The organism is Shewanella oncorhynchi (genome assembly GCF_030848765.1).
Classification (GTDB): domain Bacteria; phylum Pseudomonadota; class Gammaproteobacteria; order Enterobacterales; family Shewanellaceae; genus Shewanella; species Shewanella oncorhynchi.
Map to the genome: position 1 here is coordinate 3,949,146 of NZ_CP132914.1, position 15,688 is coordinate 3,964,833.

The 15,688-nt window shown below is 44.6% G+C and carries 11 protein-coding genes; 2 read left to right on the top strand and 9 right to left on the bottom strand.

The features are described 5' to 3' along the window. Positions 1 to 332: 332 nt before the first annotated feature. The 3 genes from RA178_RS17570 to RA178_RS17580 form a co-directional block, all read right to left on the bottom strand. Complete coding sequence (locus RA178_RS17570) at positions 333 to 1,181, bottom strand: isocitrate lyase/PEP mutase family protein (protein WP_306683067.1); 849 nt, start codon at positions 1,179 to 1,181, stop codon at positions 333 to 335. Positions 1,182 to 1,315: 134 nt separating this feature from the next. Continuing rightward, positions 1,316 to 2,785: an inorganic phosphate transporter gene (locus RA178_RS17575; protein ID WP_306685421.1), complete on the bottom strand. Its 1,470-nt coding sequence runs from the start codon at positions 2,783 to 2,785 to the stop codon at positions 1,316 to 1,318. A 248-nt stretch (positions 2,786 to 3,033) separates the two neighbouring features. Next, on the bottom strand, positions 3,034 to 3,849 hold the full coding sequence (locus tag RA178_RS17580; RefSeq protein ID WP_306685422.1) for an AraC family transcriptional regulator: 816 nt from the start codon (positions 3,847 to 3,849) through the stop codon (positions 3,034 to 3,036). Positions 3,850 to 3,933: 84 nt separating this feature from the next. Between RA178_RS17580 and RA178_RS17585 the strand changes: the two genes are divergently transcribed. Continuing rightward, on the top strand, positions 3,934 to 4,650 hold the full coding sequence (locus RA178_RS17585) for a type 1 glutamine amidotransferase (protein ID WP_306683068.1): 717 nt from the start codon (positions 3,934 to 3,936) through the stop codon (positions 4,648 to 4,650). Positions 4,651 to 4,734: 84 nt separating this feature from the next. On the opposite strand, the gene RA178_RS17590 is transcribed toward RA178_RS17585, so the two are convergent. The 4 genes from RA178_RS17590 to RA178_RS17605 all read right to left on the bottom strand — a co-directional run bounded on the left by RA178_RS17590 (position 4,735) and on the right by RA178_RS17605 (position 11,348). Further along, complete coding sequence (locus RA178_RS17590; RefSeq protein WP_219254567.1) at positions 4,735 to 6,423, bottom strand: OpgD/OpgG family glucan biosynthesis protein; 1,689 nt, start codon at positions 6,421 to 6,423, stop codon at positions 4,735 to 4,737. Between the two features lie 370 nt (positions 6,424 to 6,793). After that, positions 6,794 to 7,228, bottom strand: coding sequence for a PaaI family thioesterase (locus RA178_RS17595; protein WP_173246528.1), 435 nt, complete (start codon positions 7,226 to 7,228; stop codon positions 6,794 to 6,796). 170 nt (positions 7,229 to 7,398) lie between these two features. Continuing rightward, on the bottom strand, positions 7,399 to 9,564 hold the full coding sequence (gene katG, locus RA178_RS17600) for a catalase/peroxidase HPI (RefSeq protein ID WP_306683072.1): 2,166 nt from the start codon (positions 9,562 to 9,564) through the stop codon (positions 7,399 to 7,401). Positions 9,565 to 9,875: 311 nt separating this feature from the next. After that, complete coding sequence (locus RA178_RS17605; RefSeq protein ID WP_105250058.1) at positions 9,876 to 11,348, bottom strand: carbon starvation CstA family protein; 1,473 nt, start codon at positions 11,346 to 11,348, stop codon at positions 9,876 to 9,878. Positions 11,349 to 12,308: 960 nt separating this feature from the next. Between RA178_RS17605 and RA178_RS17610 the strand changes: the two genes are divergently transcribed. Further along, complete coding sequence (locus RA178_RS17610) at positions 12,309 to 12,749, top strand: DUF2846 domain-containing protein (RefSeq protein WP_105250059.1); 441 nt, start codon at positions 12,309 to 12,311, stop codon at positions 12,747 to 12,749. 243 nt (positions 12,750 to 12,992) lie between these two features. Here RA178_RS17610 and lysS read toward each other — a convergent pair whose 3' ends face one another. Continuing rightward, entirely contained in the window at positions 12,993 to 14,495 is a 1,503-nt protein-coding gene (gene lysS / locus RA178_RS17615; RefSeq protein ID WP_006080389.1) for a lysine--tRNA ligase, read from the bottom strand. 28 nt (positions 14,496 to 14,523) lie between these two features. Next, a protein-coding gene (prfB, locus tag RA178_RS17620) for a peptide chain release factor 2 (protein WP_168824900.1) occupies positions 14,524 to 15,622 on the bottom strand; the annotation gives its coding sequence in 2 pieces (ribosomal slippage) (positions 14,524 to 15,546 and positions 15,548 to 15,622; 1,098 coding nt in all). Positions 15,623 to 15,688: the final 66 nt, after the last annotated feature.

Below are 15,688 nucleotides of genomic sequence, written 5' to 3' on the forward strand. Positions count from 1 at the left end.
GGTATATACCCAAACAACCTGAAGATGCAGGATTCAGCGGGAATTTAACGCACTTTAGGCAAGGCCATTTATTGCTCCTGCATAAATGGCATTCACACCATCCATGGCGATTGCGGTTATTTGCAGGCCTAGCGGGCTAAGTTAAAAATAACCAACGCAGCATAAAGTGCGTTAAAACCCGCCGGGACGGAGCGCCCAGGGCACTCCACTTCCGTGTTGCATCAATTCAAAAGGTGGCCGACATTCTGTCATTAATGCGCCTTGAATTGAAGCACCCTGGGCGCTCTGAAACTCGTATCTTCAGGTAGCTTGGGTATAGATGAAAAACAGCTTTAACTCGGGATAAATAAGTTATTCATTTGCTCAAAACCAAGGGAAATGGCTTTAGGTATTGAATCCTTATCAACGGCAATAACCGCATCTTTTGACTCTCGCTGAAACGGTTTTGCCTTAATTGAATTTAACAAAATTGGATTAAGCAAAGTGCTATAGGCCTGTAAAAATGAAGCTGGGCCAGTGGAAAAACGCTGCACACCTGCGGCAAATAACTCGCCGATATCCATCTGCTCATTCAATAGCATAAAATTCAGTGGCATATCCACAGCGGCAGACAAGCACTTAGCGGTCTCGACCTGATTCGCGCCAGGGATAAAGCCACCATCAGCACCCGCAGCCTGATATTGAGTTAACCTATCGATAGTCATAACAACAGCGGCCTCACCACTGGCTAAACCCAGTAAATACACATCAGTTCGCGCATTAATAAATAATCCTTGGCAACGAGGATGGGCGTGAATAGCTTTAATTTTTGCCACCATCTCAGCAACACCTGCACTGCCATCCTCAATATTAACTCCTGCTACGCCAAGCTCAGCGAGCTGCGCAACAAAAGCAGCAACCTCATCGGGATCTTGGCTATAACCAGATTCAATATCTATCGTCACGGGCACTCGGCTCAGCCGTAGGATATTGTTCACTACGTCCAATAAAGCCGCTTTAGGTAGCACTTGCCCATCGGGATAACCGAGCGACCAAGCCAATGCCGCGCTACTGGTCGCAATCGCACGGGCGCCCGATGCTTGGATGATGGCCGCACTGGCGGCATCCCAAGCGTTAGTTAATATCAGCGGCTCTGATTGTTGATGTAGTGCTTTGAAAAGTATTCTAGATTGCTCAGCCATCTTATGTCCTTGTTGGTTTTGAAGGCTCAACTCTAACAAGATGGCTTAGGTAATTATCGCGGGAAACGGCACTGAACCGAAAAGCCAAGCCCTCAAGGCTTGGCTATGTGAGCATTCAACTTGCGTATTATTGGCTAACCCCAAAGTGCATTGGCAAGGATAAACACACTCGCGGAGAGCAACATAGTAATAGGTAGTGTCAGCAGCCAAGCGAGCATGATTTGCTTAATGGTTTGGATCTGAAGCCCTGAACGATTAGCCACCATAGTACCCGCTACAGCGGAAGACAAAATATGAGTCGTCGATACCGGCATCCCTGTCATACTGGCAATCCCAATAGAGACGGCAGCGGTGACCTGCGCGGCAATACCTTGGCTGTAAGTCATACTCGATGAACCAATTTTTTCCCCCACGGTATATACAATCCGCCGCCACCCCACCAACGTGCCGCAGCCCAGCGCAGTAGCAATGGCAATAATCACCCAAATGGGCGCATACTCAGTAGTTCTAGTGAGATCTTTTCGCCATTTAGCCAATGAACTCAAATCCTTAGCAGGAAGTTCCAATTTAGCCACTTGGCGAGCAGTATCATCGATGCACAACAATAAACGTCGTACCTCGCGTCGCTCTTCTACATCCATATCTTTGTAAGTTGAGACTTTTGCTAAGCGACGGTCAAGCAACGACATCGCCGGTAATACATTGGCAGATGAGCAATGGGCCAGCATATATTCGGGAACGTTGACTAAGGCTTTAAAGTCGATAACATCCGCGATAACGGCTTGGTTACGGTCATAAATCGCCATAATGCGACGATTAGCATCTTGAGTTCTTTCTAAATCATAGGGTTGACTGCCCATGTCCAAGGCAAAATAAGCCGGTGCCATACAAATCAGCACTAGCATCACTAAACCTATCCCCTTCTGTCCATCGTTAGAACCATGGGCGAAACTCACACCCATAGCGGAGATAATTAAACTCGCCCTTGCCCAAAATGGAGGGTGTTTTTTACCATTAATCTGCATCTGCTCATCTGGGGTACGGTGAATTTTATGTTTCTGCCAAACGTATTTCATGATGAGCAAAAAAATCCCTGCCATCACAAACCCTAAGGTCGGCGAAATAATCAAGGACAGCATGATCTGCGTTGCTTTAGAGACATTAATGCCCTGTAGGATAGGCTGATGATTTATCCAAGCGAACGCGCCACCCACGCCCATTATCGAACCAATCAAGGTATGGGAACTCGATGCCGGAATACCAAAATACCAAGTACCTAAGTTCCAGATAATTGCCGAAAATAGCAGGGAAAACACCATCAGCAAGCCTTGGATTGAGTCCATACCGAGCAAGGAGTCTACGGGTAATAAATGCACTATCGCATAGGCCACCCCTAACCCCCCTAACAGCACACCCGCAAAATTAAAGAGTGCGGAGGTAACGACCGCCAGATTTGCCGGCATTGCCTTGGTATAGATCACCGTCGCCACCGCATTTGCTGTGTCGTGGAAGCCATTAATAAATTCGTATGCCAGTACAAAAAGTACGGCAAGGACTAAACCCACCGACCACGCAAAGCCTAACGTTGTGAACATTTCAAACATAAAATATTTACCCATGGCGAGAACGCCCACAGGTTACGCCCAAGTTTGGGGTCTTTTACAGTGAAAAATTGTTTAGATTGTCAAAAAGTGAATTAGCCCCCAATAACTCAGTAGCATGCTTGCAATTAACACTGGCTTGATTTTATTCGGCCAAATGAATATTTGTGCCGCGAAAAGGTGCAATATATTGATTCAATATTAAATAAGCCAACTAGAAATAGTGTTCATGACCATACGTCGTAACAGGGTTATATCCCATGATCACCTAACCGAAATCGCTGTGGCGTCATCCCAAAACGCTCCTTGAAGGCTTTGATATAGGATGAATCATTTTGATAACCAATTTGGTGGGCCACATTCTGTATTGATAGGTCAGTGGCCAATAACGACAGCGAATAGATCAGCCGTAAATGTTGACGCCATAATACGAATGAAGAACCAAACTCCCTCACAAATAGCCTCGACAATGTTCGTTCCGATGCCCCAACCATCTCACCCCATTTCACTAAAGAGAAATCTAAAGCTGGCGTTTGGGTTAAATGCTCAAAAATCAATTTTAGGCGCCTATCTTGCGGTATCAGTAACTTGAAAGTCTGTCCTTCCGCACTATTAATTTGATCATATAACACCTCAAGCAAACGCAGTATTGGCGCCTGAACCATTGGATCAACATTCGTTGGGGTATTAAAAGCACATTGTTTTCTGAGCGTTAGCACTAACTCCCTTATAAAAACACTCATGGCGACGGGCTTAACCATAGCACCATAATCTCGACCATACATAGGATTCAAATAGACACCAATAAAGCAGGTATCTGTAATCGCAACAGACTCATGCATGACACCTGCAGGCACAAAAAGCACTGTGGTATGGGGGACCAAAAAAAGTGCCTCATTTGCCTCTGTCTGTAACAGGCCTTGAAGCGGAAAAATAAGCTGATGCCAACAGTGCTGGTGTAAAACATCCACATAACCCTTCTGCATCTCAATCGTTTTGACAAAAGAAGGCATATTAGGCGCTTGCTCAATAATGGCGTTAATCGAATCGAGTTGGCGACTTAGCATCATTACTTGTCCATATAACGTTATTCAGCCAAATAAAAAGGATTGTAGCATAGCGTTATCCCATAAAAGACACAGGAAAACTCGATGCGCATTCATTGCATTATCCATGAAAGCTATGAAGGTCCAGGCTATTTTAGCGATTGGGCTGCAAGCAAAAACTACAGTATGAGCTTTAGCAGAATCTATCTAGATGAAGCTTTACCCAAAAATAGTGAGGGTTTTGATCTATTAATTATCCTCGGTGGCCCTCAGTCTCCCGCGACATGCCAAAACGATTGTCCATATTTTGATAGCCAAGCAGAACAAAGGTTTATCAGACAAGCTATCCAAAAAAATAAAGCCGTTGTGGGGGTTTGTCTTGGGGCACAGTTAATCGGAGAGGCATTAGGTGCCCGTTATCAAAAGAGCCCGCATACCGAGATTGGTTACTTCCCCATTGAACTGACTGCGGCAGGAAAAAGTGATGTTAACCTTACGACATTTTCGACAACTGAAGTGGTTGGCCACTGGCATAACGATATGCCTGGCCTCACTCCCGATTGCGAAGTGCTCGCCACAAGTGAAGCTTGCCCGCGGCAAATTGTACGTTACACACATTTAGTTTTTGGATTTCAATGCCATCTTGAATTTATCAGTAGCCAATTAGCGCCATTAATTGCTCAAGAAAATGCTTTTTCTAGCACACAGAAAATGCCCTATATTCAAAGCCCAGAGTTCATCTTGGGACAATCAACGACTCGAATGAATCAGTTGCTAGGACATTTTTTAGATAATCTAGTCTTAACCTATCAAGCCGTATAAAGTCAAAAGAGGCTCAAGCCAAAACAAAAACGCCAGCTAAGTTCGCTGGCGTTTTAGATTAATGAATCACGAATCACGAATCGCTTATTGCAGATGACCTGCATTGTGCAATTCACGATCATCCTTAGCAGGCGGATTCCACTGATACATCCAAGTCTCAGACAATGGCTGACCATCGACCTCCAAATAGACTCTCAGGTTAATCGGCTCAGTACCGTCTCCGGGTGGCACTACATCAAACATAGCGCGGTAACCATTAATCGAGGCTAGAGGACGGGCAGATTCAATTTCCACTTTGCCTTCAGATGCTGTGATCACGGCTTTAACTTGGGTGTCTTTACCTATCATAGGTAAAGTTCCACCCGCGAAATCAACCACAAAACGCTTACTGTAGTATTTGCGTTTCTGGCCAACTACGCCGCCAATCCCGGTGAAGGTATCGACAACCCGAGCACGGGGTGATTGAACCGGTGGAATGCCACCCCAGTACATGTTGTAGCTGTACAGCAGCTCTTGACCAGGAACAATCGGCTCAGCAGGATTCCAGAAAGCCACTATGTTATCAAAGGTTTCATCCAGTGTTGGAATCTCAACCAACTGCACTGAACCTTTACCCCAACTGCTGGTTGGTTCAATCCATAGGCTTGGGCGTTTATCATAAAACACGCCGTCATCCTGATAATGATCGAAGTTACGGTCACGTTGCAGTAAGCCAAAACCTTTTGGATTTTCATCGCTATAGGCATTGAATCGCAGGTTTTCAGGGTTACCTAGCGGACGCCAAATCCATTCACCATTGCCCGTGTGCATGGCTAAACCATCGGTATCATGGATTTCTGGACGCCAGTCATAACCGGTACGGCGATCGTTCTCACCCACCATAAACATACTGGTCAGTGGCGCAACGCCTAAACGTTCAATCGCTTTACGTGGATAAACAGCCACATCCACCTTCATTTTTAAACGTTCACCCGGTTCGATATCAAAACGATAAGCCCCCGTGACACTCGGAGAGTCTAGCAAGGCATACACAGTGGTGATATTCGATCCTGGTTTAGGTTTTTCTAACCAGAAATTGGTGAACATTGGAAACTCTTCGGGTTTTGGCAGTGCAGTATCAACCGCTAAGCCGCGAGCCGACAAACCGTACTGCATTTCTTGACCCACGGCGCGGAAATAACTAGCGCCAAGGAAGGCAACAATGTCACGCTGCCAATCGGTATTAAATTGCATACGGAAACCCGCAAAACCAAGATCCTTAGGCAACTGACTACCTTTAACCTTTGACTTGCCGTAATCGAACATTGAAGGTGAATATTCGATTAACTTAGCCTTACCCTCATTTAGCTCATAAATATGAATAGGGGTATCGAAAAACAGCCCAAGATGGAACAGTTCAGCACGAAACTCCGAATCTTGATCGCGCCATAGTGCGGCTTTTTTCTTGAAGTGGAATTGTTGGTAATCATCCCAACTCATGCCCTGAAGGCTTTTAGGTAATTCGCCTTTATGACTCTCATAGGGTTGTGCAGCCATAGTACGGGCATAACCCTTAAGCCAAGCGTAACTAAACTCTTCACCTTCTTGTGGTGACGCCTGCTTACCTGCTGCACATGCTGAAAGACTCAGCAATACACTACAGGTTAACAATACGCCGCCAACCATACGCTGCAAACGGCCGCGACGAGAGGAAGATTGGGCTTCAATCGAGGGTAGTGTCACCCCCGATTCTTGATAAACGTTTCTTTGTTCGGGAAATAAATTGGGTTGCATAAGCAGACTCTGAATTGGTGTAACTTCCTGACACTTCCCTGCAAATCTGACTCAATTGCAGCGATGGCCCTGTGGAGAACTGTTGATGACAGAGGTAACAATACAGCGATCAGCAACAATTCGCCAGAATCTAGCATACTTTCTGTCGAATGGAATATGGCATGCCAGCTATTTTCAATCTTGAGGCCTATTTATGAAAATATGATTAAAAAATTCCGTTATTAACTGAATTGACGCCCATAAAAACCTCACTGCCAGCAAGAAGACCTTCGGCTTAATACCTGAAGATAAAGTGCACCTTCGGCATAGGTTAATTATCTGCTCAGCGTGTTAACTCGAAGAGATAATATCGCCAGCCCGCAAAATCGGTTTATGGCCTTAAAATCATACAAGTTGCCGTAGCAGTGGCGAGCAGTTTTCCATCTTGCGTTTTTAGCGTACCTTCCGAAATACCTAAAGACTTAGATAAATTGATCACCCTGCCCTCAGCCACTAACACTTGATGTTTAGGCACAGGTCGAATCATTTTAATATTCAAGTCGATAGTGCCGTAACCTACACCCGCTTCAAGCAATGTATGCACGGCGCAACCTGTAACCGAATCCAATACAGTCGCGGCAAAACCACCATGAACGCCGCCCAATGGGTTGAGGTGCTTATCATCGGCAGTCGCATGGAATGTCACCGTTCCTTCGTCGGCTTGAACCAGCGACATTGGCATAGTGAGAGAGATAGAAGGTGCGGGTAATTCCCCCCTTGCCATCGCCTGTAAAATGGCTAAACCCGACATTTGCTGAATATTCATATTCCACCTAAATTGATGAGCGTCAAAGCACATGAATAAAAATGACCGCTTAACCACTTTGGATTAGGCGATCATTTAACTGAAAATCCACTTAAACGCTCGGTCTGCATTAACCCCAGCGGCGCCTAAATTGGATCCATATACCACTAAAAAGACTAATAAATATAAGCTCAGCGAAGATCGAATCTATCTAAGTTCATCACCTTAGTCCAAGCGTCGATAAAATCATCGACAAATCGCAGCTGTGCATCACTGCTCGCGTACACTTCTGCGAGTGCACGCAGCTGCGAATTAGAGCCAAAGATCAAATCAACACGACTTGCAGTCCACTTTTGCTGGCCGCTGACGCGATCAACACCCACAAACATATCCTCCGCTTTGGAAGTGGGTTTCCACGTCGTCCCCATATCGAGCAAGTTAACAAAAAAGTCATTGGTCAAAAACTCAGGACGCGCAGTCAAGACACCTGTTTTTGACTGATCAGCGTTCGTATCTAACACCCGCAGACCGCCAATAAGCACTGTCATTTCCGGCGCAGTTAAGGTCAGTAATTGCGCCCTATCGACCAATAACTCCTCCGCCGAAACAGAAAACGGAGTGGGATGATAATTTCTAAAGCCATCAGCGACCGGTTCAAGTACCGCAAAAGATTCCACATCAGTTTGTGCTTGCGTGGCATCCATACGACCCGGCGTAAATGGAATCGTCACTTCAACCCCCGCATTTCTAGCTGCTTGGTCAATACCTACGCAACCTGCTAGCACAATCAAGTCAGCAAGGGAGATTTTCTTACCGCTGTTGTTAAACTCAGACTGAATGCTCTCAAGCACTTTGAGCACCTTAGCAAGTTGCTCAGGCTGATTCACTGGCCAATCTTTTTGCGGTGCGAGTCGAATTCGAGCACCGTTCGCACCACCGCGCATATCAGAACCGCGATAGGTAGACGCCGAGGCCCAAGCAGTGGCAACGACTTCTGAAATCGTTAATCCAGAACCAATAATCTTCAGTTTGAGATCAGTAACATCCTGCTCATTAACCAGGGGATGATCAACCGCTGGAATTGGGTCTTGCCAAAGAAACGTTTCTGCAGGCACTTCAGGACCCAAATAACGCGTGCATGGCCCCATATCTCTGTGTGTCAGCTTGTACCAAGCTTTTGCAAATACATCGGCAAACTCATCGGGATTTTCAAAGAATCGACGTGATATTTTCTCGTAATCAGGATCGAAGATCAGTGCAAGGTCGGTAGTCAACATGGTTGGCACATGACGTTTTGAAGCATCGTGCGCATCGGGGATCACCCCTTTACCCGCGCCATTTTTAGGTATCCACTGATGGGCACCCGCAGGGCTCTTAGTCAGTTCCCATTCATATCCGAATAGATTTTCAAAAAAATTGTTACTCCATTGGGTTGGTGTTGAAGTCCAAGTCACTTCGAGGCCACTGGAAATAGTATCGCCACCTTTACCGCTTTTATAGCGACTCTGCCAGCCTAGGCCTTGCTGCTCAATACCTGCGGCTTCTGGCTCAGGTCCGACTAATGCTGCGTCACCTGCACCATGGGTTTTACCAAAAGTATGACCACCAGCAATCAAGGCTACGGTTTCTTCATCATTCATCGCCATACGGGCAAAGGTTTCGCGGATATCTACAGCGGCAGCGAAAGGATCTGGGTCGCCATTGGGTCCCTCAGGGTTAACATAAATCAACCCCATTTGGACTGCGGCGAGGGGATCTTCAAGATCTCGCTCTCCCGAGTAACGCTTATCGTCTAACCATTTATTTTCCGCACCCCAGTAAATATCAGCTTCGGGTTCCCAAATATCGACTCGCCCACCAGCGAAACCTAAGGTTTTGAATCCCATAGATTCCAGCGCAACATTACCCGTAAGGATCATCAAATCGGCCCAAGAGATTTTATTGCCATATTTTTGTTTAATCGGCCAAAGGAGCCGGCGTGCTTTATCGAGGTTTACGTTATCTGGCCAGCTGTTTAACGGTGCAAAACGTTGATTACCACTCCCCGCTCCGCCACGTCCATCACCGGTACGATAGGTGCCGGCACTGTGCCATGCCATACGAATAAATAGCGGCCCATAGTGGCCAAAATCTGCTGGCCACCAGTCCTGTGAGTCCGTCATTAATGCGAGGAGATCTTGCTTTACAGCAGCTAAATTGAGGGATTTAAAGGCTTCAGCATAATTGAAGTCATCACCCAAAGGATTAGATAAGGAAGAGTGTTGGTGCAGAATATCGAGCCGGAGCTGTTTAGGCCACCAATCTCGATTCGAGGTGCCACCAGCAGAATGGTGCATAGGACATTTGTTCTCAGACATAACGTGCTCTCCTTCTGTTCGCAAAAAATATTCAAGTAAATAAAATCTAAATGACTTTTGCCGCAAGTTTGTACTGCTTAACGCTCTCTACCACAGACTAATCGTTTCAATAGAGAAATAAAAACCAGTCTAACGACCTTACCTTACCTCTAGATGAAACGCGATGAATCCGCTCATTAAAAAATATTCAGCAAAAATTACCCTTTCTAAAATAAGCCATTAAAGGATAGTAGAATGATACCAATCATAAAAAACAAGGGCTGCAAAATGCAGCCCTTGTTTTTTATTGGGTAAAACTATGGGATAACTAACTATTTAACTTCTGCCACAGGTTTGCGTCTATTGTGCGCAATGATCAGGGCAACTAAACAGATAACCCCGACAGCAATACCCACTGGCTGGCTCAAAGGTTGCGGTAAGCCTAGTCCAATACCCGCAGTCATAATATAAGACACAGTAACGCTGGTGCCGCCAATCGCTGGTAAGCTAACAATCCAATGGAAGGTCCCGCGATCGAACAAATACTTAGTCGCTAACCACAACACACTGGTTGATAGCAGCATATTTGAGAAGGCAAAGTAACGCCAAATCAAAGAGAAGTCGATCTTCGTCATAAAGTACGCAATGGTCAGAATAGGCACAGCAACCAATAAACGATTACGCATACTTTGCGGAATATGGAAGGCATCGATAATTGTCAAACGCAGCGAACGAAATGCGGTATCGCCAGAGGTGATAGGGAAGATAGCCACGGCCACAATCGCCATAATACCGCCCGCAACACCTAAATACGTAGTAGCCACTTGGTTAACCACTAAACCAGGGCCACCTTGGTCGAGCAAACTCTTAAGCTCAACATAACCGCCAGGGAAAGCTGCAATACCCGCCGTTGCCCATACACAAGCAACGATACCTTCAGCAACCATAGCGCCATAATACACAGGGCGAACATACTTCTCATTCGTCAAGCAACGAGCCATGATAGGCGCTTGAGTTGAATGGAAACCGCTAATCGCACCACAGGTAATAGTCACAAATAACAGTGGCCAAACAGGTAGCCCATCTGGATTTGGTTCGAGTAACTCATTGTTATAATGGCTGTGGTCGAAATAGGCAAACACATCACCCATTTCAGGTAACTGCGGCGCATTGATCATTAGAGCAACGGCGATAGAAACTGTCATGACTATCATCAACAAACCAAATGCGGGATATAATTTAGTGATGATTTTATCAATCGGCAGCATAGTCGCTAAAAAGTAATAGACTAAAATCACTAACACCCAGAAGGTATTATTGCCAAAGATGGTGTCTTTAAAATAATCGAGATTACTCAGCAAACCTGCGGGACTCATGATGAAGACCACGCCCACAAAAAACAGCAGCATAGCGGTAAACAGCAACATCACGCCTTTAAAGTAAATATTAAAGTAGTGGCCCGCAATCTCTGGCAGGCTCTTACCGTCTTCTTTTATGCTGAGCACGCCAGAAAAATAATCATGTACTGCGCCGCCAATAATATTCCCCAGTACAATCCACACTAAGGCTATTGGGCCGTAAAGTGCACCGAGGATCGGGCCAAATATCGGCCCCACACCAGCGACATTGAGGAACTGGATCAGAAACGCTTTAGCCGGATGAACCGGAACGTAATCGACGCCATCTTCGAATCTCGCCTGTGGTGTTATCGCTTTAGGATCTATACCCGCTTGCCGCTCAACAAAGGGGCTATAGAACTTGTATGCAAGCACTAAGAGTGCGATACAAATAAAGAAAATTAACATTATTTAATTATCCATACTTTAGTAGGAGGTGATTTAATGGAGAGTTTCATTGAGTTAGCGACTGAGGTCAAGCAACACACTATTAGACTAATGTCGGGTTGATTATCTGAAACAGCCGTACGAGTGGGTATAGATGAACAAACGCGTTTAAAAATAATCCATATGAAGTATTCAATTTGTCTGCAACAGTACTTATCATACTAAAACTGAGCTCCTCTCATCGTCCTTATTCCATTCCACGATTTAGATTTAGTAGTACTAAGCTAGTCAGTCAACACCTACTAAGTTAACTATGGGCATACAAGTAACCTTAAGTAGGATACTTAAATCATTGCTGATTTAAAATTTCTTTATAAATTGAGCTAAATATCAGACTACTTAACTCCTACCCAAGTAATAAACCTAATCCATTCTATAACTTCATATTACAATAGAGTCTAATTTAGTTAATCAGCAACATAAACAAAACTACCTTAAGCGCTAGCGACTTATTACTTAATCATTTTACGATTTATAAAAATCGTAAAGCTGCAAGAAAAAAACCAAAGACCAAAAATAAAATAATCACTAGCTTTTAAAAATAACAGCAAACAAAGCAGACTACTATTTGACATCACAAAACTTAAAATAAATCATTAGTAAACCAATAAAACTTAAGTTATATTTAGCAAAAATAAAAACACCATTAACCTGCCTCTTAATGACTTTATAATAACTTATTTTTGGCCGAGTGCTCTTGCGCAAAAATGATAATAGCTGACTTTACCAACATGACATTCCATACATTCTGCCAAGTTATGGCGTTCATGTTGAATGTTCAAACGATCCCAAAGGAGATAACACATTTAAAAACTTTAAAAGCTCAATAAACTAAAACGTTATAAATCAAGATAAATTTATATAAATAACAAAAGCTTGTATTTTTACAATTAAAATAAGACACTTATTTAAGGACAAATCATGTTAAAAAAACTTCTAACGCCTATGCTGGCCATTTTCCTTCTACTCTCAGGTTGTGCCACAGTACCAATGGCTTCACAAGAGGAAGATGCAAAGCTTAAGACATTCCAGAAGCCAGCTGACAATAAAACAGGGATTTATATATACCGCAATAGTTTTGCGGGTCAGGCTCTAAAGAAAAATATCTATATTAATGGTGAGATGATTGGCGAATCTGCTAATAAAGTCTACTTCTACAAGGAAGTAGAACCAGGTGAGCAAACACTTTCTACCGAATCAGAATTCAGTGAAAATAATTTAAAACTATCGACAGAAGGTGGTAAAAACTACTTTATCGAGCAATATATAAAAATAGGTGTTTTTGTTGGCGGTGCAGGGTTGCAGTCAGTAACTGACGGTGAAGGCATGAAGAATGTTAAAGAATGTAAACTTGCCAAATAGTTTATAGCTAATTTGTGCTTTTATAAAAATTCAGCTGTAACAATATAGCTTATGCAGTTGTATCTTTAATAATCACAACTTTTAAAAAGTTCTAGAAAACAAAAAACCAGCCAAATGGCTGGTTTTTATGGTGCATTTTATCACTATGATTGTCAGCTAATGAGTAAACCTTTTACTGTTTAGCCAATTCCCACTCATTCATCGTCGATAAAATGACTAACCGAAATATCTTGTTCGACTGCATTACGCCTGTGGGCGCATAGCAGGGAACAGGATCACGTCACGGATAGTATGAGTGTTAGTGAACAACATCACTAAACGGTCGATACCGATACCTTGACCTGCCGTGGGTGGCAAACCGTGTTCCAGTGCAGTGATATAGTCTGCATCGTAGAACATAGCTTCATCGTCACCTGCATCTTTCGCGTCAACCTGTGCTTTAAAGCGGTTGTCTTGATCTTCAGCATCGTTCAGCTCGCTAAAGCCGTTAGCCACTTCGCGGCCACCGATGAAGAATTCGAAACGGTCAGTGATGAAATGGTTGTCATCATTACGACGTGCCAATGGTGAAATATCCGCTGGGTAGCCAGTGATGAACGTCGGTTGCATCAATTGCCATTCAGCAGTTTCACCGAAGATTTCTTCAAGCAGCTGACCACAAGTCCAGAACTTCTCAATCTTCATACCTAAGCTTTTCGCCAAATCGCGCATGAATTCAACATCTTTCACTTGCTCATAGGTCATAGCTTGGATAGTCGCGTTATCAGGATTGTACTTCTGAATCGCTTCTAACATGCTTAAACGTGCGTATGGGCCGCCGAAATCAACTGTGTGCTCGCCGTATGGCATTTGCGCACTGCCAAGCAGTTCGATAGCAATCGAGCTGAGCATTTCTTCGGTTAAGTCCATCAGATCTTTGTAGTCTGCATAAGCCATATAGAATTCCATCATAGTGAATTCTGGGTTATGACGTGGCGACAGACCTTCGTTACGGAAGTTACGGTTAATTTCGAACACACGCTCAAAACCACCCACCACTAAACGCTTCAAGTATAATTCTGGCGCGATACGCAGGTACATTGGCATGTCTAAGGCGTTGTGATGAGTGATAAAAGGACGGGCCGAAGCACCACCTGGGATCACATGCATCATAGGGGTTTCAACTTCCATGAACTCTTTTTTGATCATGAAGTTACGGATTGCAGAAACCACTTTAGAACGCATGATAAAGGCATTGCGTGAATCTTCGTTAACGATGAGATCCACGTAACGTTGACGGTAACGCATTTCTTGATCGGCTAGACCATAATAATCCGCAGGCAATGGACGCAGCGCCTTGGTCAGTAGCTCGTACTGTTCCATGTTGACATATAAGTCGCCTTTGCCAGACAAATGCAGCTGACCGGTTACACCTATGATGTCACCGATATCCAGACCTTGAAAACGCTCTTTCAAATCAGCTTGTACGCTTTTTTCAGCATAGGCTTGAATACGGCCAGACACGTCTTGGATCACTAAGAAAGGGCCACGCTTTGCCATGATGCGGCCAGCAATGCTGGTCTTAAAACCTAAGGCTTCGAGTTCTTCTTTAGTGTTTTGACCATACTGTGCTTGCAGTTCAGCCGCTTTATGGGTGCGACGGAAGGTATTTGGATGGGCATTAGCACTACAGTTTGGGCGGATGCTTTCTAGCTTGGCACGGCGCTCGGCGATCAGTTTGTTCTCATCAATTACTTGTTCAGTCATCTTATTTCTCGTCTATACCTTGAATTAATTACAGCCCAGATTTCAAACTGGCTTCGATAAACTTATCCAGATCGCCATCGAGTACCGCTTGAGTATTGCGGGTTTCAACGCCTGTGCGTAAGTCTTTAATGCGGGCATCGTCTAATACATAAGAACGAATTTGACTGCCCCAGCCGATATCAGACTTAGCGTCTTCTGCGGCCTGTTTGTCGGCATTTTGCTTGAGCATTTCTAACTCAAACAGTTTTGCTTTCAGCTGCTTCATCGCAGCATCTTTATTTTTATGCTGTGAACGGTCGTTCTGGCACTGCACGACGGTATTCGTCGGTAAGTGGGTAATACGAATCGCCGATTCCGTTTTGTTAACGTGCTGACCACCCGCGCCCGATGCACGATAAGTGTCAATACGCAGATCCGATGGGTTGATATCAATCGTGATATCGTCATCGATTTCTGGATAAACGAACACAGAGCAGAATGACGTATGACGACGACCCGATGAATCGAATGGCGACTTACGTACTAAACGGTGCACGCCAGTCTCAGTGCGTAACCAACCAAACGCATATTCGCCAGTAAACTTAATGGTCGCGCCTTTAATACCGGCCACGTCACCATCGGTTACTTCCATCAACTCAGGGCTAAAGCCATGGGCTTCGCCCCAACGTAGGTACATACGCAGCACCATGTTGGCCCAATCTTGGGCTTCGGTACCACCACTGCCAGACTGAATGTCTAAATAACAGTTTGACGCATCTTGCGGGCCGGAGAACATACGACGGAATTCAAGATCGGCAAGACGGCTTTCGAGATAATCCAGCTCTTTACTGGTTTCATTGAAGGTATCTTCGTCTTCCTCTTCAATAGCCAGCTCGAGTAAGCCTTCAACATCTTCAAGACCTGAGTCCATATCGTCTATGGTTTTGACCACAGCTTCTAGGCTGGCGCGCTCTTTGCCTAAGGCTTGGGCGCGCTCTGGGTCGTTCCACACTTCTGAACTTTCAAGCTCACGGGTAACTTCTTCTAGACGCTCATTTTTGGCATCGTAGTCAAAGATACCCCCTAAGAAGCTCCGTGCGCTCGGCAAGCTCCTTAATTTTGAATTTTACTGGATTAACTTCAAACATGAGTTTTCAACTTTCTTTATTTGGCCGCTTTAATTGATCTTCCACTAAAAGGGGCGATGATTAACA